Raw genomic sequence first — 17,892 nt, forward strand, 5'->3', positions numbered from 1 at the left:
TTCAGTCCCGATAATATTATTGATAATCCTGCGGCGACATCATATCCAGCCCCTTGCAACGCTCGCAAGCGGTTTGTGCACATGCCTTCTATTGATCTGAAATGAAGATCAGTCGATAGAAAAATGGCGATTCTTCAATCAAGCACGGCCCCCTACACTGGCGCGGTTGACGAACCGGGCGTCCGTTCATTCCTATACCCATCCCGGCTTGGAGAGACCCTATGTCAGACCTGCGTCTGCGGCCGCGCCGCGCCGTGCTGTTTTCCCTGCTGGCCCTTTGCGCCGGCGTTTCCGCCCCGGCGCATGCCGCCGACGCCTATCCGGACAAGCCCATCCGCATGATCGTGCCTTACCCGCCCGGGGGCGCCACCGACGTGATCGGCCGCGTGCTTGCGCAGGAATTGACGGGCGCGCTGGGCCAGACCGTGGTGGTGGAGAACCGCGCGGGCGCTGCCGGCAACATCGGCGCGGATCAGGTCGCCAAGGCCCAGCCCGACGGCTACACGCTGCTGATGGGTGCGCTGACCAGCCACTCCATCAATGCCGCGCTGTACCGCGGCCGCGTCACGTACGACGTGGAAAAGAGCTTCGCGCCGGTGTCCATCGTCGGCACCGTGCCGCTGGTGTTCGTGGTCAACCCGTCGGTGCAGGCCAAGACGCTGCCCGAATTCATCGCGCTGGCCAAGTCCAAGCCCGGCTTTGTGACCATGGCCTCGGCCGGCAATGGCTCGCCCCAGCATCTGGCTGGTGAAATGTTCAAGCGCGCGGCGGGCGCCGACATCCTGCACGTGCCTTACAAGGGCAGCGGCCCGGCCATGACCGACCTGATGGGCGGTCAGGTGCTGAGCATGATCGAGACAGTGCCTGCCGCGCAGGCGAACATCAAGGCCGGCAAGCTGCGCGCTTTGGCGGTGACCTCGCCGCAACGCGTCGATGCGCTGCCAGACGTGCCCACGGCCGCCGAAGCCGGCCTGAAGGACTTCGAGGTCAGCTCGATGTTCGGCATCGTGGCCCCGGCCAACACGCCGGCGCCGGTCATCGAACGCCTGAATGCCGAGCTCAAGAAGATCCTGGCCAAGCCCGAGGTGAAGGCGTCGCTGCTGAACCAGGGCGCGATCGCCACGTGGACCACGCCCGCCGACGCTGGCGCGCGCGTGTCGGCCGAAGTGGCGCGCTGGACCAAGGTGATCGACGAGGCGGGCGTGAAGGGCGAATAAGCCCATTAGCGCCGGCGCCTTGCGCGCCATCTCCGCCATACGCCGGAAATCCGCCAAGGGTTTCCGGCGTTGTCGTTTTTGCGGGTATTGAAAGGAAGCGAAATAATCGATTCCCGTCGCACGCCGGCTGCGCGGGGAAAGCAACTGTATTTCAGACAATTGCAAAGCTGCGGGAACGGCGGTGCAATAAACCGCAATAAACAGGTTTGCACCGCCGCAAAGATGGTTGACCCCAAATTCAGTAGCCCGTAATGTGTTTCGCGGGCCTTAGGACGGCGGGGGGATACCAATGACTGAGAACCAGGACGAAAAGTCGATCCTGCACACGCATTTCGGTACGCAGAGCCCATATTGGCGGTTGTCCGCCGATAGCGATGCGATTGAACTCGCCGCAGTCAAGGGCGCGACCAATATCGCAATGGCCTTGCGCCCGGATCAGGCCGAGGCCGTGCGCAGCCTGACTGGCATCACGTCCAGCGTGCGCATCGACATCATGCTGTATGGCGATCTGCTGCACCTGCACCTGGTGGGCCGCAAGATCAACCCGAATGAATGGGCCGGCACCGCATCGGCCCACACCGATACCGAATCCGTCGCCAAGGACCTCGTAGAAGGCCTGTCGTTCGCGGAAACGGTGGTGTCGGAAGCCAATTCAGTCATCGTCATCGTCGACCAGAACGGCCGCGTGCAGCGCTTTAACAAGCTCAGCGAGGAATACACCGGCAAGCGCGAACAGGACATCGTGGGCCGCAGCGTCTTCGAGATGTTCATGACGCGCGAAGAAGCCATCGCCTCGCGCCGCAATATTGCCGAGTTCTACAAGCGCGGACAGTCGTATGAGGTCGAGCGCACGATCAACACCGTCAAGGGGCCGCGCCTCTTTCTGTTCCGCAACAAGTTCGTCACCAGCGGCAGCGGCGAAAAGCGCGTCTACCTGATCTGTTCGGGCACGGACATCACCGAGGAACGCCAGGCGCAGGAGCGCCTGCGGGTGCTTGCCAACACCGACATGCTGACCAACCTGCCCAACCGGCACGCGATCACGTCGCGGTTGAAGGCCGCGCTGGACGCCGGCCGGGAAGGGCGGGGCGGGGTGCTGTTCCTGGACCTGGATAACTTCAAGCGCATCAACGACCACTACGGCCACGGCTTCGGCGACCGGCTGTTGAAAGCCGTGGCCGTCGCCATCTCGAACTGCCTTTCCGATGGCCAGACGCTGGCCCGCCTGGGCGGCGACGAATTCATCGTGCTGCAGGAAGAGGCGCAGGCCTGGCAGCTGGAGGCCACCGCGCAGCGCATCATCGACCGGCTGCGCGAGCCCTTCCGCCAAGGCCTCATCGAGGTCTACACCAGTTGCTCCATCGGCATCGCCATGTACCCCGACCACGGGGCCGACCTGGACAGCGTGGTGCGCAGCGCCGACATCGCCATGTATGTGGCCAAGGAAGCGGGCCGCCATACGTACCGCGTGTTCCAGCCCGACATGGACCGCCGCAACGCGGACTACGTGTGGCTGGATACCAATCTGCGCAAGGCGTTGGCCGAGAATCACCTGATGCTGTATTACCAGCCCAAGCTGGTGGGACGCACCGGCGAGGTGGACGGCGTGGAAGCGCTGGTGCGCTGGCGCTCTCCGGAGCGCGGCATGGTCGGACCCGACACCTTCATTCCGTATGCCGAGGAGTCGGGCCTCATCTCGCCGCTGGGTGTCTGGGTGATGCGCGAAGCCGCGCGGCAGGCGGCGGCCTGGAAGCGCGACGGCCTGAACCTTCGCATCGCCATCAACATGTCGGCCCGCCAGCTGGACGACAAGGGCGTGGTCAGCGAATTCATGCGGGCCATCAACGACGCCAGCCTCAATCCCTGCCTTCTCGATATCGAACTGACGGAAAGCTGCCTGATCGACGATGAAGACGCCGCCATCGAACTCATCAAGCAGTTCCGGCAACTGGGCGCGCGCGTACACCTGGACGACTTCGGCACGGGCTATTCGTCGCTGTCGCAGCTGGCGCGCATTCCGCTGGACGCGATCAAGCTCGACGCCAGCTTCGTGCGCGGCGTGAACGAGAATCCGGTGTCGCAGGCGCTGGCGCGCGCCATCGTCGCGGTGGCGCGCACGCTGGAGCTCAAGGTCATCGCCGAGGGCGTGGAGACCCAGGAAGAAACGGTCTTCCTGGACACCCTGGGCGTGGACGCCAAGCAGGGCTATCTGTACGCCAAGCCCATGCCGGCGGAAGAGTTCACCGCCTGGCTGGCGCAACGCCGCCGGCTGCATCTCATTGCGTGACGCAACCGGCGGCGCGCCGCCGGATCAGTGCATGGTGGCCACTTCGGTGGCCTCCGAGCTGCCTGCCGTGCGGCGGTTCTGCGCCATCACCAGCCGTTCCATGTAGGCGCGGTCCTTCGGATCGATGGAGAAGGCCGCCTCGACCCAATCCTCGGTGATATCCATCAGTTCGGAACGCGACAGGCTCAGCACACGCTGGCGGGCGCGCAGCATCGCGCGCATGCCGTTGAGCTTGGGGCGCATGACGTCAATGAAGGTGCGCGTGGCCTTGTAGGCTTCGCCGGGCTCGAACAGCACGTCGACCAGGCCGCGGCCGTGATACCACTCGGCCGTGTGCGATTCACCGGTGCCGATCAGCTCTTCGGCCAGCTTCATGCCCGAGCGGCGCGCGACCAGCGAATAGCCGCCCATGCCGGGAAACAGGTTGAACGCCATTTCGGGAAAGCCCATGCGCGCATTGTTCTGCGCCAGCACGAAGTGGTGGGCCAGCGCGGCCTCGAAGCCGCCGCCCAACGCGGTGCCTTCGATCATGGCCAGCGAGATGGCGCCCGTATCGAAACCGCGCGTGGCGGCATGCACGCAGTCGACGCAGGCGCGGGCATAGGCCCGAAGCGCCTCGCGCTTGCCGGTGCGGATGGCCTCGGCGAAAAAGTTCAGGTCGCCGCCAACGTTGTAGATCTGGGGCACCAGCGAACCGGTGACCCAGAAGTCGATGGGCAGGCCGGAATCCTTGGCGGCGCGCGCCAGGGTCATGATCTCGTCGATGAGTTCATGGTTAAAGCACGGGCGCGGTTGCGCGCGCAGCATCATCCACATGACACGGCGACCTTCCTCGTAATACGCGGAGATCTGCTTCAGATTGCCTGCGGCGGTAAAGGGGTGGCAGTCCGGATGAATGAGTTGATTCATTGCTTTCGTCCAATCGATCAAGGTGAGTCGGAGTACTGCCGGGTCAGGCTAAACCACGGCTTAGGCACTCCGTCTCATGCAAACCTCGTCCAACTGGCCAGACTTTTCTGTAATGCAAAGTCCCGAGCGCGCGATCGGAAAATTTCAAAACCCGCAACAGCCCCTCGGTCCATCGGCCGAGGCACGCATGGGTAGAACGGATGAGGACAGCAGCAAATATGCGGCGTTCAGCGCCGTGAAAGAAAAGCCCGGCCGACTGGCCGGGCTCGTGCGTTGGGATGAGAGCGCGCCGCAGGAAGGCGTCAGCGCTCACGAAAAATTTTCAGGCCACGCCGCCATTCGCACGCACGATCTGCCCATTTACCCACCCGCTGTCCGGTCCCGCCAGGAACGAGACGATGCCCGCGATGTCATCCGGTTGGCCCAGGCGTTCCAGCGGCGGCATCTTGGCGTAGTGCTCGATCAGCTCGGGGCTCTTGCCCTTGAAGAACAGCTCGGTGGCGACGGGGCCGGGGGCGACGGCATTCACCCTGATCTGGCGGCCGCGCAGTTCCTTGGCAAAGACCTGCGTCAGGCTTTCGACCGCGGCCTTGCTGGCAATGTAGACCGAGTAGCCGGGCAGGTTGAGCGCGACGGTGGTGCTGGACACATTGACGATGCTGCCGCCATCGGCAAGGCGGGCGGCCGCCTCGCGCAAAGTGTTGAAGGTGCCGCGGGTGTTGATGTCGAACGTCCGGTCGTACAGGTCGTCGCTGGTGTCCGCCAGCGGCTGCACCTGCAGCACGCCCGCGCTGTTGACCAGCACGTCCAGGCGGCCGAATTCGGCCGTGACGGCATCGAACATCGCGCGCACCGCATCCGGCTTGGAGACGTCTGCACGCACCGCGAGGGCACGTCCGCCGGCCTGCCGGATGTCGGCGGCCAGGGCGTCGGCGTCTGCCGCGCCGGACGCATGGTTGATGGCGACGGCAAAGCCGTCATTGGCCAGGCGGCGCGCGATGGCGGCGCCGATGCCGCGCGATCCGCCCGTGACGAGGGCAACACGTTGGGAAGCTTGGTCGGTCATGGGATCTCTCCGTGAAGGGGTGAGGCGTATGATCGACTATTCCGTTCGAAAGATAATTAGCCTGCGTTTGCTAAGATAATTTCATTTGCGTTAACAATGGGCCTGCGCGGCAGGCAACCGAAGGCATGGATCGATTCCAGGAAATGCAGGTGTTCGTGCGCATTGCGGAGCGCGGCAGCTTTACCAAGGCCTCCGATGACCTGCGCATTCCGCGCGCCACGGTGACCAACCTGATCAAGCGCATGGAGGCCCGGTTGGGCGCACGCCTGCTCGAGCGCACCACGCGCCAGGTGCGGCTGACGCACGACGGCGAGGCCCACTACCGGCGGTGCGTGCGCCTGCTGGCCGACCTGGAGGAGGCCGATGGCGCGTTCCTGGATACGGCCCCCAAGGGGCTGCTCCGGGTCAATGCGCAGGGCACGCTTGCCCGCTTTTTCGTGATGCCCGGCCTGCCGGACTTTCTGAAGCGCTATCCCGACATTGCCCTGCACTTGGGCGAAGACGACCGGCTGGTGGACCTAGTGCGCGAAGGCGTGGATTGCGTGCTGCGGGCGGGCGTGCTGCAGGATTCGACGCTTGTCGGGCGGACGATCGCGCAGATGCCGCAGGTGACGGTGGCCAGTCCCGCCTACCTGGCCCGTCACGGCATGCCGGACAGCGTGCAGGCGCTGGAAAAGCACCTGGCCGTGGACTACGTGTCCAGCGCCACGGGCCGCGCGACGCCGCTGGATTTTTGGGTCGATGGCCGCATCGTGCAGGTGCGCCCGCGCGCGGTGGTCAGCGTGAGCGGCGCCGAGCTTTACACCAGCGCGGCGTTGGCGGGCCTGGGAATGGTGCAGGTGCCGCGCTATCGCGTGGAACGCGAACTGGCGGCGGGGCACTTGAAGATCGTGCTGCCCCACGCGCCGCCCGCGCCGATGCCGGTGTCGGTGTTGACGCCGCAGAACCGGCAGGTGCCGGCGCGGGTGCGCGTGTTCACGCAGTGGCTGGCGGGCGTGTTTGCCGCCGCCTTCGATCAGACGATGCCGGTCAGGTAGAACACGCCGATCACCAGGAACACCGACAGCGTCGATATCAGGGTGATGGCGAAGATGTCGCCATAGGACTGGCGGTGCGTCAGGCCCGTGACGGCCAGCAGCGTGATGACCGCGCCGTTGTGCGGCAGCGTGTCCATGCCGCCGCTCGCCATCGCAGCGACCCGGTGCAGCACTTCCATGGGAATGCCGGCCGCCAGGGCGCCGTCGATAAAGGTCTGCGACATCGCGGCCAGCGCGATGCTCATGCCGCCGGAGGCCGATCCGGTGATGCCGGCCAGCGTCGTCACCGCCACGGCTTCGCCGACCAGCGGATCGGGAATGGCCTTCAGGGCCTGCGCCACCAGCAGAAAGCCCGGCAGCGCGGCAATCACGCCGCCGAACCCGTACTCGGCCGCGGTGTTCATCGAGGCCAGCAACGCGCCCGACACGGCGCTCTTGCTGCCCTCGGCAAAATGCGACTTGATGGCGCGAAACGAGAACAGCAGGATGGTGACGATGCCCGCGATCAGCGCACCCATTACGGCCCATAGCGCCACCTGTTCGTCCGCGTTGACGGGCAGGGGCTTGGGCAGGCCGGGCAAGTCCACTTCGGAACCGGCCGGGTACCAGCCCGGGATCCAGCGCGTCAGCAGAAAGTTCATCACCCCCACCACCACCAGCGGCAGCAGCGCGATCAGCGGATGGTGATTGCGTTCGGCAGGGGGCGTGGCGGGTTCGTTGCGCAGGTCCGTGCCGTAGGTCTCGCCGGCCGCGGCGGCGCGCTTGCGGCGCCATTCCAGGTAGGCGATGCCCGCGGTCAGCGTGAACGTGGCGCCGATGAGGCCCAGCCAGGGCGCGGCCCAGGTCGTGGTCTCGAAGAAGGTCGTCGGAATGATGTTCTGGATCTGCGGCGTGCCCGGCAGCGCCGTCATGGTGAACGTGAAGGCGCCCAGCGCGATCGCGCCGGGCATCAGACGCTTGGGGATGCCGCCCTGGCGGAACATCTCGGCGGCAAACGGGTAGACGGCGAACACCACCACGAACAGCGACACGCCGCCGTAAGTCAGCACCGCGCACACCAGCACGATGGCCACGATGGCGCGCTCGGCGCCGATCAGCCGCAGTACCGCCTGCACGATGGCGCGCGAGAAGCCCGATAGCTCGATCAGCTTGCCGAACACGGCGCCCAAAAGGAACACGGGGAAGTAGAGCTTGGCAAAGCCTGCCATGCGCTCCATGAAGATGCCCGAAAACACGGGCGCCAGCGCCGACGGGTCCGTCAGGAGGACCGCGCCCATGGCCGCAATGGGCGCGCACAGGATGACGCTGTAGCCTCGATACGCCGCCAGCATCAGAAACGCCAGCGCCGCCACCACGATGAACAATCCGGTCATTCGGTACTCCAGGAATGAAGAGACAAGGGGTGTGGGGCTACACCTTAACGTATCGGGCGGTCAGCGCGCTGCCATCAAATCCGCCGCCTTGTGCGCCAGTTCCGCCACCCCAAAGCTCGCGGCCAGCGCGTGGGCATCAAGATCGTCCAGGGACACCCAGCGCGCGTCGCGGGCATCGTCGCCGGCGACCGGTTCGCCTGACACCCAGCGGCACAGCACCGCGATCAGGATGAAGTGGCGGCGCAGGGCGCCTGCGTCGTCGCGGTCGAACACGTCGACGGCGTCGAAGACGTGCAGCGGCTCGGCCGTGACGCCCGTTTCTTCCAGCAACTCTCGCGCGGCCGCATCGGGAAGGCGTTCGCCCGCATCGATCTTGCCGCCCGGAAACGCCCAGCGGTCCTGATCGGGCGGATTGGCGCGGCGCACCAGCAGCACGTGGCCGTCGCGCACGACGGCGGCGATGGTGGCGGCGATGGGGCGCGGGGCGGGTTGGGTCATGCGGGTCTCCAGCGGCAGTCAGGCATGCGGCAAGGATACGCTGGTCCGTTCACACCTCTTCGATGCGTTGGCTGGGGGCGAACGGCGTGCCCAGACCGAGCAGCGCGTAGATGCGTTCGGTGATGCGCTGGCGCCGCGTCGGCCTGCCCATGCGCCACCGAATGTCGAGCCACAGAAGCGGCAACGCAAAGCACAGCCATACCAGCAGGAACATCCCCAGGATGAAGAGCGCGAGTTCCGGAAAATCGCCCTGTAGCGCGTCGGCGTCCATGAACCAGATCAGGCCAATCAGAAACAGCCAGACCGCAAGCATCAAGCCGCCGATGGCCTTGAGCAGGGGCGCGCGCTGGTTCATGCCGACGCCGACCGGCGTGTCGCGGCCGGGAATGGCGCGGAATCGCAGGTGACACAGGTAGGCCCGCCCGTCCTCCAGATTGCGCAGCGCATACACCGCATGCGGTTCGCCCGGAACCGACAGGGCGTTGACGGCCATTTCAACGGCATCGTCCTGCGCCAGGAACGGCTGCCAGCTTCCCAGCGATTCATCGACCGTCATCAGGAACGCGCGGCCCTGGATGGAAAAGCGATAGTGGCCGTAGGTCGGGCCTTTGTGCACATGCCGCGTTTCATGCGTGATCCCGTCGAGCTGCCCCCGGATCAGGAGCAGGGGCGGATCGCCATCCTGCGTCAGCGCAGCGGGTTCCTGCCGGGGACGCGGGGCGGCTGGCGCAGCTGAAGTGGCCGCCATGGCCGCTGGCCGCCGGGTGGGATCGAACTGCGCCTCGCTGGCGAGAATGCGCGGCCGCTCGCGGCGGTTGTGCCAGAGGACATGCAAGGCATTCGCGGCAAGTACCAGCCCCATCAAGGCGATCACCAGCGCGAACACCATCAGGAATACGCGCGGCAGCGTCGCGATCCCGGACAGCCACGCTGCACCCAGCGCGGTCACGCCCACGGCGCCGCAGATCGCGGCCTCGCGCCCGCTGCGCCTTTGCGCGGTCTGGTAGGTGAGCGGAGCAATGGGATCGCCCTGCGCCGGCACGGCCCAACAGAAGCGGTTCAGGCCATGCTGGGCCTCCAGCACGCCAATGCGCACGGCCGTGCCTTTGTCGTGAAAGGCGCGCAGCTGGGCGATGTGCGATGGGTCCAGCCCGGGCCCCCAGAGGGTTTGCGCGCCGATCCGCAGGAAGACATCGTTTCGCCGGACTGGCGTTGCGAGCCGGATCTGGTCAATCTTTCCCTCGATGATGCGGGCTGCGCGGTGTGGCATGTCGGAGCGGCGAAGGCAAAGCCGCAAGGATAACGCGGCGGGCGTTTCCCGCGGCGGGCGTTACCCGCGGCGGGCGTATCCCGCGGCGGGGGTTACCCGCCGCGGATGCCATCAGCCGCGTCCGCCTGCCGCGGGAGCGCCTGCCGCGGGACCGCCTGCCGCGCTACTTCTTCACCAGCGGACACGTCGACCGGGACAGCGGCATGAAGGCCTGGTCGCCGGGCAGCGTGGCCACCAGCTTGTAGTAGTCCCACGGCCGCTTGGACTCCGACGGCTTTTTCACCTCGAACAGGTACATGTCGTGGACCATGCGGCCGTCCTCGCGGATGCGGCCGTTGGTGGCGAAGAAGTCGTTGATGGGGGTGGCCTTCATATGCTTCATGACGGCAGTGGGCTCGTCGGTGCCCGCCGCCTGCACGGCCTTCAGGTAGTGCATCACCGACGAATACGTGCCCGCCTGGCTCATGTTGGGCATCTTCTTGAGCTTGTCGTAATAGCGCTGCGACCAGGCGCGGGTCTGGTCGTTCATGTCCCAGTAGAAGGCTTCCGTCAGCGTCAGGCCCGCGGCGGCGTCCAGGCCGATGGCGTGGATGTCGTTGATGTACAGGAGCAGGCCCGCCATCTTCTGCCCGCCCTTGGTCAGCCCGAATTCGCTGGCCGCCTTGATGGCGTTGACCGTGTCGCCGCCCGCGTTGGCCAGCCCGACGATCTGCGCCTTGCTGGCTTGCGCCTGCAACAGGTACGAGGCAAAGTCGCTGGAACCCAGCGGGTGGCGCGAGGCGCCCAGCACCGTGCCGCCGTTGGCCTTCACGACGTCGGTGGCCGAGGCCTGCAGCGTGTGGCCGAACGCGTAGTCGGCCGTCAGGAAGTACCAGCTCTTGCCGCCTTGCTCGACGGTGGCGCGCGCGGTGGTGTTGGCGAGCGACCAGGTGTCGTAGGTGTAGTGCACGGAATAGGGCGAGCACAGGTCGTTGGTGATGCGCTCGGTGCCCGGTCCGCTGAAGACGACGATCTTCTTCTTTTCGCGCGCCACTTCCAGCACGGCCAGCGCGGGCGCGGAGCCGGCGACGTCCATGATGGCATCGACCTTCTGGGTGTCGTACCACTCGCGCGCCTTGGCGGCGGCGATGTCGGCCTTGTTCTGGTGGTCCACCACCAGCAGGTCCACCTTCTTGCCCAGCACGGTCCCGCCGAAGTCGGCGATCGCCATCTCGGCGGCGGTGGCGCTGCCCTTGCCGGTCACGTCGGCATAGACGCCGCTCATGTCCAGGATCAGGCCCAGCCGCACGACGTCGTCAGAGACGGCGGGCGCAGGCGACTGCGCGTGTGCGCCGGCGGCGGCAGCTATCGCCGTGGCGGTAAACAATTGGATGATCTTGCTGCGGCACTGCATTGAAATCCGGGTCTTGTCGGCATGCTTCATGGTTGTCTCCCTGTATGCCGGATTCTTTTCGGATAGTGCGGGCGCGTGTCCTGGTTTTATTGATCTGGCGCCTTGTGTGGGGTTGGGACAGCGGGCGGGCGATGGGTGGGCGATGGTCTCCTTGAAGCGGGTCAGCGGTTGGTGAGCAGGTCGAATTCCATCCGCACTTTGCGAAACGGAAATTCCAGCCGCGCGAAATACACCACGCGGCCGTCGATGCAGGCATAGCGGCGCAGCTCGGCCACGGGCGAGGACACAGGAATCTGCAGCGATTCGGCCGATTCCTGGCCCGCTTCGATCACATTCAGGACTTGGCGGGCCTCGGAGATGCGCGCCCCGTAGAACTGGTCCAGCACCGGCGCGACGGTGCTCTTCTGGATGCGGGCGCGATGCTTGCGAAAGAGGCCGCTGTCCAGAAAGACCTCGCTATAGCAGAAGGGGCCGGCATCGGTCGTGTGGATGCGCCGCAGGTACTGGAAGCTGCCGCTGCGGTCGGCGCCGCACGGCATGCCCAGCGTGTCGGGCAGGGGGGAGTCGGCGTTGGACTCGACCAGCGACACGGTGCCCAGCTGGTTGCTCAGCTCGACGGTTTCGGCCCAGGTCTTGGGAATGAGCAGCGTGGGCGTTTCCGGCAGCTCGGCATTCACGAAGGTGCCCGACCCGCGCGAGCGCCGGATGAGGCCGTCCTCTTCCAGCAGGCCGAACGCCTGGCGGATCGTCGCGCGCGAGATGCCGTAGGTTTCCATCAGCGATTCCAGCGGCGGAATCTGTTGTCCGGGCCGCCACGTCCGGTTCTGGATGTGGCTGCGAAACAGCGCGGCGGCCTGCAGATAAAGCGGCTGGGGACTGCGCGAAAAAAGCTTGCGGGCGGGCATGGCGGGCGGAGGGTTATGACGCGGAACCCGAAAGCATAGCGTCCGCCATCTCGCGCAGCCGGTGCTTCTGGATCTTGACCGAGTTGGCGCTCTCGACCGACGGAAAGGCGTCCAGCACGGTAAACCCGGCGGGCGCCTTGAAACCCGCCATGGCCGCCTTGCACGCGGCGGTCCAACCGGCCGGGTCGGCCTGGGCGCCTGCGTGCAGCAGCACGAAGGCGTAGGGCACGATCTTGCCGTGGCGCGTGGCGCCCACCACCTGGCAGGCGCGCACGCCAGGCAGGGCTTCGACGACCTGCTCGATCTCCACCGGATTGACCAGAAAGCCCGAGAGCCGCAGCGAATCCCCCATCCGGGTCTGGAACACGAATTGCCGGTCGGTCAGCGTATAGCCCAGGTCGCCGGTCTTGAAGTAGCCGTCGGCCGTCAGGGCCGCGCGGGTGGCGTCCGGATTGTCCAGGTAACCCAGCATCAGGCTGGGCGACAGGATTTCGATCTCGCCGGACTGGCCGTGCGGCAGCACCTGGCCGCTTTCGGGATCGCGGGCCCGCACGCGGGCGCCCGGGTAGATCAGCGTGCCGCCGGGCTGGTGCCGCGCCGACACGTCGCCTTCGGCGGGATCGCGGGGCTGGCCGGCCACCAGCGCGATCAGTTCGCTGGAGCCATACAGGCCGGTGAGCGGGACGCCGGCCGCGCGGGCCAGGTCCAGCATGTTGTCCAGCGCGGGCGTGAAGCTGGCAAACCCGAACAACTGGACGGACGAGAACGTGCCGGGCGCGGCGGCCTGCATCATGCCGACCAGGGCCTCATTGTTGGCGTAGGTGTGCGTGACGGCGTGGCGGGCGATGGCGCGTGCCGATTGGGCCGCATCGAAAACGGGCGCGCAGACGACGGGCACCCCGCGGGCCAGGCCGCCCACCAGCGTGGCAAACCCGAAGGCGCCGCAGAATGGCGCGCTGGCCAGCACGCAGGCCCGGTCGTCGTAGGCGAACGCCTGCGCGACCATGGCGCCGTGCCGCAAGAGGGTCTTCTGGTCGTGCAGGACGAACTTGGGCTTGGAGGTGGTGCCGGATGTGGTGAAGCACAGCACGCCGGCATTGGGGTGGGCGGCGGGCGCGGGGTCGGCGCAGGCCAGCAGGGCGTCGTACCGGTGGACCGGTTTGCCGTGCAGCGATGCCGGGGGCAGTTCGTCCGGTCCGGCCAGCGCGACCGCGCCCTGCAACGGCTCCGCATCCACCGGCGCCACGCCATCCAGGATGCCCTGGAAATCGATGCCCTTGAAGTCGGGCCAGTACACCAGCCAGTCGGCGCGGCCGCGGCCCAGGATGTCGGCCACCTCCACCGACCGGAAGCGCGTGTTGACGGCTAGCACCAGCGCGCCCAGATGGGCGCACGCCAGAAAGGTTTCGACCCAGGCGGCGCAATTGGGCAGCCAGACGGCGACGCGGTGGCCGGGCTGCACACCGATGCGGGCAAGGCCAGCCGCCAACGCGCGGCTACGCGCGCGCAGGTCGGCAACGCGCAGCGGCTGGTCGCGGTCGATCAGCACGATGGCATCGGGCTGACGGGCCGCCAGCGCATCCAGGTGTTGGGAGAACGTAGAGTGGGACAGCGGCATGGCTTACACCGTGGCAATGGGCGTCACGGGCGAACCGACCGCGCCGGGCATGCGCAAGGGCGGGGCGGTCAGCAGGAACCGGCTGCGGCCGTGCGCGTGAAGCCAGTCGGCGAGGTCCTTCAGGTACCACAGCTCGGCCAGCGGCACGCCCAGCTTGAACAGGCAATGATGGTGCAGCGGCAGGATGGAATGGCCCGGGCCGGCGGTGCGCGCGGGATAGGCCTCCACCGCATAGTTGTCGGCGCAGATCGCCGCAATGCCGGACTGCGTGATCCAGTCGAGCAGGGCGGGGTCGGCCCCGTCCAGCACCGCGCCGGTTTCCTCAAGCTTGTGCGGATCGGGCTGGCCGTTCATGGCCACGATGGCTTCGGCGAATCCGGTCCGCAGCACCAGCATGTCGCCGGCCTCGGGCACGGCGTCCTGCTCGCGCATGGCAGCCTGTAGCTGGTCATGGCCGACGAGGGTGCGGCCGGGGCCAAACGCGCGCGCCAGATCGACCAGCACGCCGCGGCCCTGCATGCCTTTTTCGGCGTAGCGGCTGACGCTGAGCTTGCGCGCAAAGGAGCCGCCCGGCGGGCAGCAGGGGGCTTGCGAGTCGTCGGGATCCGCGCCGCCAAACACGTCCACGCCGGCTGCGTAGCCGTTGTAGTAGACGCGTCGCGCCTGGCCGTCTCCCTGGATGTCGAACATCGCGCCCACGTGGCACAGTCCGTCCCATTGCGTGGAGTACTGCATGGACAGGGTGACCTGATCGTCCGACAGGACGTCGACCGCCTCGGGCTGCACCTGCGACATGGCGAAGTTCAAATAAGGCGTGCCCTCGCGGAAGGTGGGCTTGAGCGTGGGCGCGTGACGGCGGGGATTGAGGACGCTGCCGCCGGGCAGATCCAGCGGCAGCGACAGGCAGAAGACCTTGCCGGCTTGCACTTCGCGCACCGCCTGCAGCACCTTTTCCTCGGTCAGGAGGTTCAGGCGGCCCAGTTCGTCGTCGGGGCCGAAGTCGCCCCAGGTGGAACCTTCGGGGCGTTGCGTCCAGCGTTTCATCTGCTTGTCTCCTGTCGGTTTTCTATGTTCTTATGAATATAGTACGTATTTACGTACTTTAAAAAGAAATCCGCAATCAGCGGGTTCGATAGGAGACGAGACCATGACGCATTTGCCGCAGCCGCGCGCCGGATGGCGCATTGCCCTTGCCGCGCTGGCCGTTCTGGCGCTACCCGCAGCCCACGCAGCGGGCTATCCCGAGCATCCCGTGACCGTCGTCGTGCCGTATCCGCCCGGCGGCGGTGCAGACCTCTTTGGCCGCGCCATCGCCAACGCGCTGCAGCCCGGCCTGAAGCAGACGGTGCTGGTCGAAAACAAGCCGGGGGCGGGCGGCAATATCGGCATGGCGTACGTGGCCCGAGCCAAGCCGGACGGCTACACGCTGGGGCTGGGCACGATCGGCACGCAGACGATCAATCAGTTTCTCTACAGCAACATGCCGTTCGATCCCGAACGCGACCTGGTGCCGATCGCGCTGGTGTCGACCACGCCGAACGTCATCGCGGTGAGCGCCAAGTCGCCGTACAAGACGGTGGCGGACGTGATCCGGGCCGCCAAGCAGTCGCCGGACAAGAAACTGACGTACGCATCGCCGGGCATCGGCTCGTCCGTACACCTGACGGGGGCGTACTTCGAGGCCATGGCCGGGGTGACGATGCTGCACGTGCCGTTCAAGGGCTCGTCGGCCTCGCTGCCGGCGGTGGCGGGCGGGCAGGTGGACCTGCTGTTCGACAACCTGCCGGGCGCGCTGGCGCAGATCAAGGACGGCAATCTGGTGCGCGGGGTGGCCGTGACCTCGGCCGCGCGGGATCCGTCGGTGCCGGACTTGCCCACGGTTGCCGAGTCGGGGCTGCCGGGTTTTGACGTGACGGCGTGGTTCGCGCTGTACGCGCCGCGCAATACGCCCCAGCCGGTCGTCGACCAGTTGATCGCCGCCGCGCGCAGCGGGTTGCAGACGCCGGCCATCGCCGCCAATTTTGCCACCATGGGCGCCAAGCCGGGTACGCTGTTCGGCGCGGATCTTGCCGCATTCGAATCCGCCGAACGCACGAAGTGGGGCGGGCTCATCAAAGACCAGGGAATCAAGGCGCAATGAACCCACCCATCGCTCTCGTCACCGGCGCCAGCCGGGGAATCGGCCGCGCCATCGTGGCGCGCCTGATCGAAGACGGCTTTCAGGTCGTCAATTTCAGCCGTACGTCGCCCGAGACGCTGCTGCCGGGGGAAACGTTCCGGTCGGTGGACCTGTGCGACGCGGCCGCAACCATTGCCGCCGCCCGCGAGCTTGCGGCGCAGCAGCCGGTGCTGAATCTGGTCAACAACGCGGGCATGATCCAGGTCGCCAACATCGAGGACATCACGCAAGAGGAACTGGCGCGCACGATGGCGCTGAACCTGACCGCGCCGATCCTGCTGATGCAGGCGCTGCTGCCAGGGATGCGGCAGGCGAAGTATGGGCGCGTGGTGAACATCGGCAGCCGGGCCGCGCTGGGCAAGGGCGGGCGGTCGGTGTACGGGGCGTCGAAGGCGGGGTTGGCCGGCATGACGCGAACCTGGGCGCTGGAGCTGGCGGGCGATGGCATCACGGTGAACACCGTGGCGCCGGGGCCTGTCGCGACCGAGCTGTTCAATCAATCCAATCCGCCGGGTGCGCCGAAGACGCTGGCACTGGAGGCGGCGATTCCCGTGGGGCGGGTCGGCCAGCCGGATGAGGTGGCGCATACCGTGTCGATGTTCCTGGATCGGCGTGCTGGGTTTGTGACGGGGCAGGTGCTTTATGTTTGTGGGGGGATGTCGGTGGGGTTGGTGGGATAGGTTGGAGTGCTGTTGCTGGTAAAGGATTGGGTTCTTTAGGCGCCCGGCGCGGCGTGGGCCTGGGGCGGGCGGGGCTCCGATTGCGGTCCGGAGCCTTCGCTCCGGACTGCCCCATCCTCATCCTCGTTGCCGCCTCCGGCGGCTGCCTTCGGATTCCGTCGGGCGCATCTAAACGCCCCGCCCACCCCAGGCCCACGCCACACCGGGCTCTATGGTTGAATCTTTTCGGGCGGCGGGGGGAGTTGGGTTCTTTAGGTTCTTGCACGCAGTTGGGTGGTAGAGAATGATCTTGCGGGGCCCGCCCACGGGCGGCCGCGCGGGCGGCCTTCGTGGGCTTACGCGGTGTCTTGCGTCGTCGCGATGGCGCTTCGCGTGTGGCTGCTTCTGCTCCTGGTGTTTCTGCGTCAGGTGTCTGACACCCTGGTGAGATTGGCTTCATATCAAGTTCATCTACCAAGGGTGTCAGACACCGGCAGCGGCGGACGATCGGCGGCCGCGCAGATGTGCTGCCCCGACCACGGGGACCGCAACGTCGGGCGGCCTACGACGATCTGACGCTGCCTAGCCATTACTGCCGTGGGCGCTTGTGCACCGGGCCCACGTGTTGCTCGACGGCCTTCCTTGTCATCTTGCCGGCGCTCTCCAAGGCGTCGGCACGCTCCTCGCGCAGGCGTCGCAGGACTTCGGTGGGTGCGACGCCGAAGTGGGCCGCGAACTTGCGTTGGAAGGTGCGGCGCGACATCTGGCAGGCGTCTGCCATGTCGTCCACCGACCAGCGGGCCGATAGCCGCGCTTCCATTTTTTCGACCAGTTCGCGAAACGGCGCGGCCACGCGGTCCTGCAGCCGCAGCGTCTGGCTGTATTGGCGCTGGTCGCCGTTGCGGCGCATGAAGACGACGAGGCGGCGCGCGACCTGTTGGGACAGCGCGGCGCCGAAGTCGCGCTCGATGAGCGCCAGCGCCAGGTCGATCCCGGCTGTGACGCCGGCTGACGTCCAGTATTTGCCGCTTTCGATGAAGATGCGGTCGTCGTCGACGCGCAGGCCGGGGTAAAGCTGGCGCAGCCGGTCGGCCGACCGCCAGTGCGTGGTGACCGCGCGGCCGTCCAGCAGTCCGGCCGCCGCCAGTACGAACGCGCCGGTGCAGACGCTGCTGGTGCGGCGCGTGCCGGCGTCGCGCCGCCGCAGCCAGGCGCGTGTTTCGCCGTGCGCCGCGGCCCGGTCGACGCCGGGGCCGCCGGGCACCAGCAGCATGTCGATGGGCGCATCGCCGTCGGCCTCGAAGGTGCCGTCGACCTGCATGCGCAGCCCCTGTTCCCACGTGGCGACGATGGGCGTCGCCGCGATGGTGTGCAGGGCGTACAGCTGGCGGCCCGCCTCTTCGTTGGCCGAGCTGAAGGCCTGCCACGGTCCGGCCAGGTCCAGCGGCTGGAAACCGTCGTACAGCACGAACATCACGCGT

Annotated in this window: 15 protein-coding genes; 5 read left to right on the top strand and 10 right to left on the bottom strand. The window is 66.9% G+C overall.

From position 1 onward, the window contains the following. The first annotated feature begins 221 nt into the window (after positions 1-221). Together H4P35_RS09955 and pdeR are read left to right on the top strand one after the other, a co-directional pair. A complete protein-coding gene (locus tag H4P35_RS09955) occupies positions 222-1,217 on the top strand; it encodes a tripartite tricarboxylate transporter substrate binding protein (RefSeq protein WP_108696745.1) in 996 nt (331 codons plus the stop codon). 289 nt (positions 1,218-1,506) lie between these two features. Beyond that, entirely contained in the window at positions 1,507-3,504 is a 1,998-nt protein-coding gene (gene pdeR, locus H4P35_RS09960) for a cyclic di-GMP phosphodiesterase (protein ID WP_128828042.1), read from the top strand. Between the two features lie 24 nt (positions 3,505-3,528). On the opposite strand, the gene H4P35_RS09965 is transcribed toward pdeR, so the two are convergent. Then, complete coding sequence (locus H4P35_RS09965; protein WP_175156749.1) at positions 3,529-4,413, bottom strand: crotonase/enoyl-CoA hydratase family protein; 885 nt, start codon at positions 4,411-4,413, stop codon at positions 3,529-3,531. Positions 4,414-4,735: 322 nt separating this feature from the next. Next, a complete protein-coding gene (locus tag H4P35_RS09970) occupies positions 4,736-5,479 on the bottom strand; it encodes an SDR family oxidoreductase (RefSeq protein WP_226848842.1) in 744 nt (247 codons plus the stop codon). A gap of 125 nt (positions 5,480-5,604) precedes the next feature. Between H4P35_RS09970 and H4P35_RS09975 the strand changes: the two genes are divergently transcribed. Beyond that, positions 5,605-6,516 (top strand): LysR family transcriptional regulator, encoded by a 912-nt coding sequence (locus H4P35_RS09975; RefSeq protein WP_226848844.1) that lies wholly within the window; start codon positions 5,605-5,607, stop codon positions 6,514-6,516. Here H4P35_RS09975 and H4P35_RS09980 read toward each other — a convergent pair. From H4P35_RS09980 to H4P35_RS10010, 7 genes are all read right to left on the bottom strand, one after another. Then, on the bottom strand, positions 6,495-7,889 hold the full coding sequence (locus H4P35_RS09980; RefSeq protein WP_152384053.1) for a GntP family permease: 1,395 nt from the start codon (positions 7,887-7,889) through the stop codon (positions 6,495-6,497). The genes H4P35_RS09975 and H4P35_RS09980 overlap by 22 nt on opposite strands. Positions 7,890-7,949: 60 nt before the next feature. After that, entirely contained in the window at positions 7,950-8,387 is a 438-nt protein-coding gene (locus H4P35_RS09985) for an NUDIX hydrolase (protein ID WP_226848846.1), read from the bottom strand. A 49-nt stretch (positions 8,388-8,436) separates the two neighbouring features. Continuing rightward, complete coding sequence (locus H4P35_RS09990) at positions 8,437-9,657, bottom strand: hypothetical protein (protein ID WP_226848847.1); 1,221 nt, start codon at positions 9,655-9,657, stop codon at positions 8,437-8,439. 163 nt (positions 9,658-9,820) lie between these two features. Continuing rightward, on the bottom strand, positions 9,821-11,050 hold the full coding sequence (locus H4P35_RS09995; protein WP_370638977.1) for an ABC transporter substrate-binding protein: 1,230 nt from the start codon (positions 11,048-11,050) through the stop codon (positions 9,821-9,823). A 161-nt stretch (positions 11,051-11,211) separates the two neighbouring features. After that, positions 11,212-11,955: a GntR family transcriptional regulator gene (locus H4P35_RS10000; protein WP_108696996.1), complete on the bottom strand. Its 744-nt coding sequence runs from the start codon at positions 11,953-11,955 to the stop codon at positions 11,212-11,214. A 13-nt stretch (positions 11,956-11,968) separates the two neighbouring features. Beyond that, positions 11,969-13,573, bottom strand: coding sequence for an AMP-binding protein (locus tag H4P35_RS10005; RefSeq protein ID WP_226848851.1), 1,605 nt, complete (start codon positions 13,571-13,573; stop codon positions 11,969-11,971). Between the two features lie 3 nt (positions 13,574-13,576). After that, the gene (locus tag H4P35_RS10010; protein WP_226848852.1) at positions 13,577-14,617 is read right to left on the bottom strand and encodes a cyclase family protein; all 1,041 of its coding nucleotides are present in this window, start codon (positions 14,615-14,617) and stop codon (positions 13,577-13,579) included. A gap of 103 nt (positions 14,618-14,720) precedes the next feature. Here H4P35_RS10010 and H4P35_RS10015 point away from each other — a divergent pair, with 103 nt between their 5' ends. Both H4P35_RS10015 and H4P35_RS10020 read left to right on the top strand, forming a co-directional pair. Next, complete coding sequence (locus H4P35_RS10015) at positions 14,721-15,713, top strand: tripartite tricarboxylate transporter substrate binding protein (RefSeq protein ID WP_226848853.1); 993 nt, start codon at positions 14,721-14,723, stop codon at positions 15,711-15,713. Continuing rightward, complete coding sequence (locus H4P35_RS10020) at positions 15,710-16,432, top strand: SDR family oxidoreductase (RefSeq protein WP_226848854.1); 723 nt, start codon at positions 15,710-15,712, stop codon at positions 16,430-16,432. The genes H4P35_RS10015 and H4P35_RS10020 overlap by 4 nt, the downstream gene beginning before the upstream one ends. Positions 16,433-17,000: 568 nt before the next feature. Here the strand turns inward: H4P35_RS10020 and H4P35_RS10025 are convergent. Beyond that, entirely contained in the window at positions 17,001-17,888 is an 888-nt protein-coding gene (locus H4P35_RS10025; protein ID WP_226849455.1) for a GlxA family transcriptional regulator, read from the bottom strand. Between the last annotated feature and the right edge of the window lie 4 nt (positions 17,889-17,892).

It is taken from the genome of Achromobacter sp. 77, from assembly GCF_020541125.1.
Taxonomy (GTDB): domain Bacteria; phylum Pseudomonadota; class Gammaproteobacteria; order Burkholderiales; family Burkholderiaceae_B; genus Achromobacter; species Achromobacter mucicolens.

Bases quoted from the DNA above. Each gene is read 5' to 3' on its own strand.
- H4P35_RS09955 (WP_108696745.1), top strand. From the start codon at position 222: ATGTCAGACCTGCGTCTGCGGCCGCGCCGCGCCGTGCTGTTTTCCCTG.
- pdeR (WP_128828042.1), top strand. From the start codon at position 1,507: ATGACTGAGAACCAGGACGAAAAGTCGATCCTGCACACGCATTTCGGT.
- H4P35_RS09965 (WP_175156749.1), bottom strand. From the start codon at position 4,413: ATGAATCAACTCATTCATCCGGACTGCCACCCCTTTACCGCCGCAGGC.
- H4P35_RS09970 (WP_226848842.1), bottom strand. From the start codon at position 5,479: ATGACCGACCAAGCTTCCCAACGTGTTGCCCTCGTCACGGGCGGATCG.
- H4P35_RS09975 (WP_226848844.1), top strand. From the start codon at position 5,605: ATGGATCGATTCCAGGAAATGCAGGTGTTCGTGCGCATTGCGGAGCGC.
- H4P35_RS09980 (WP_152384053.1), bottom strand. From the start codon at position 7,889: ATGACCGGATTGTTCATCGTGGTGGCGGCGCTGGCGTTTCTGATGCTG.
- H4P35_RS09985 (WP_226848846.1), bottom strand. From the start codon at position 8,387: ATGACCCAACCCGCCCCGCGCCCCATCGCCGCCACCATCGCCGCCGTC.
- H4P35_RS09990 (WP_226848847.1), bottom strand. From the start codon at position 9,657: ATGCCACACCGCGCAGCCCGCATCATCGAGGGAAAGATTGACCAGATC.
- H4P35_RS09995 (WP_370638977.1), bottom strand. From the start codon at position 11,050: ATGCAGTGCCGCAGCAAGATCATCCAATTGTTTACCGCCACGGCGATA.
- H4P35_RS10000 (WP_108696996.1), bottom strand. From the start codon at position 11,955: ATGCCCGCCCGCAAGCTTTTTTCGCGCAGTCCCCAGCCGCTTTATCTG.
- H4P35_RS10005 (WP_226848851.1), bottom strand. From the start codon at position 13,573: ATGCCGCTGTCCCACTCTACGTTCTCCCAACACCTGGATGCGCTGGCG.
- H4P35_RS10010 (WP_226848852.1), bottom strand. From the start codon at position 14,617: ATGAAACGCTGGACGCAACGCCCCGAAGGTTCCACCTGGGGCGACTTC.
- H4P35_RS10015 (WP_226848853.1), top strand. From the start codon at position 14,721: ATGACGCATTTGCCGCAGCCGCGCGCCGGATGGCGCATTGCCCTTGCC.
- H4P35_RS10020 (WP_226848854.1), top strand. From the start codon at position 15,710: ATGAACCCACCCATCGCTCTCGTCACCGGCGCCAGCCGGGGAATCGGC.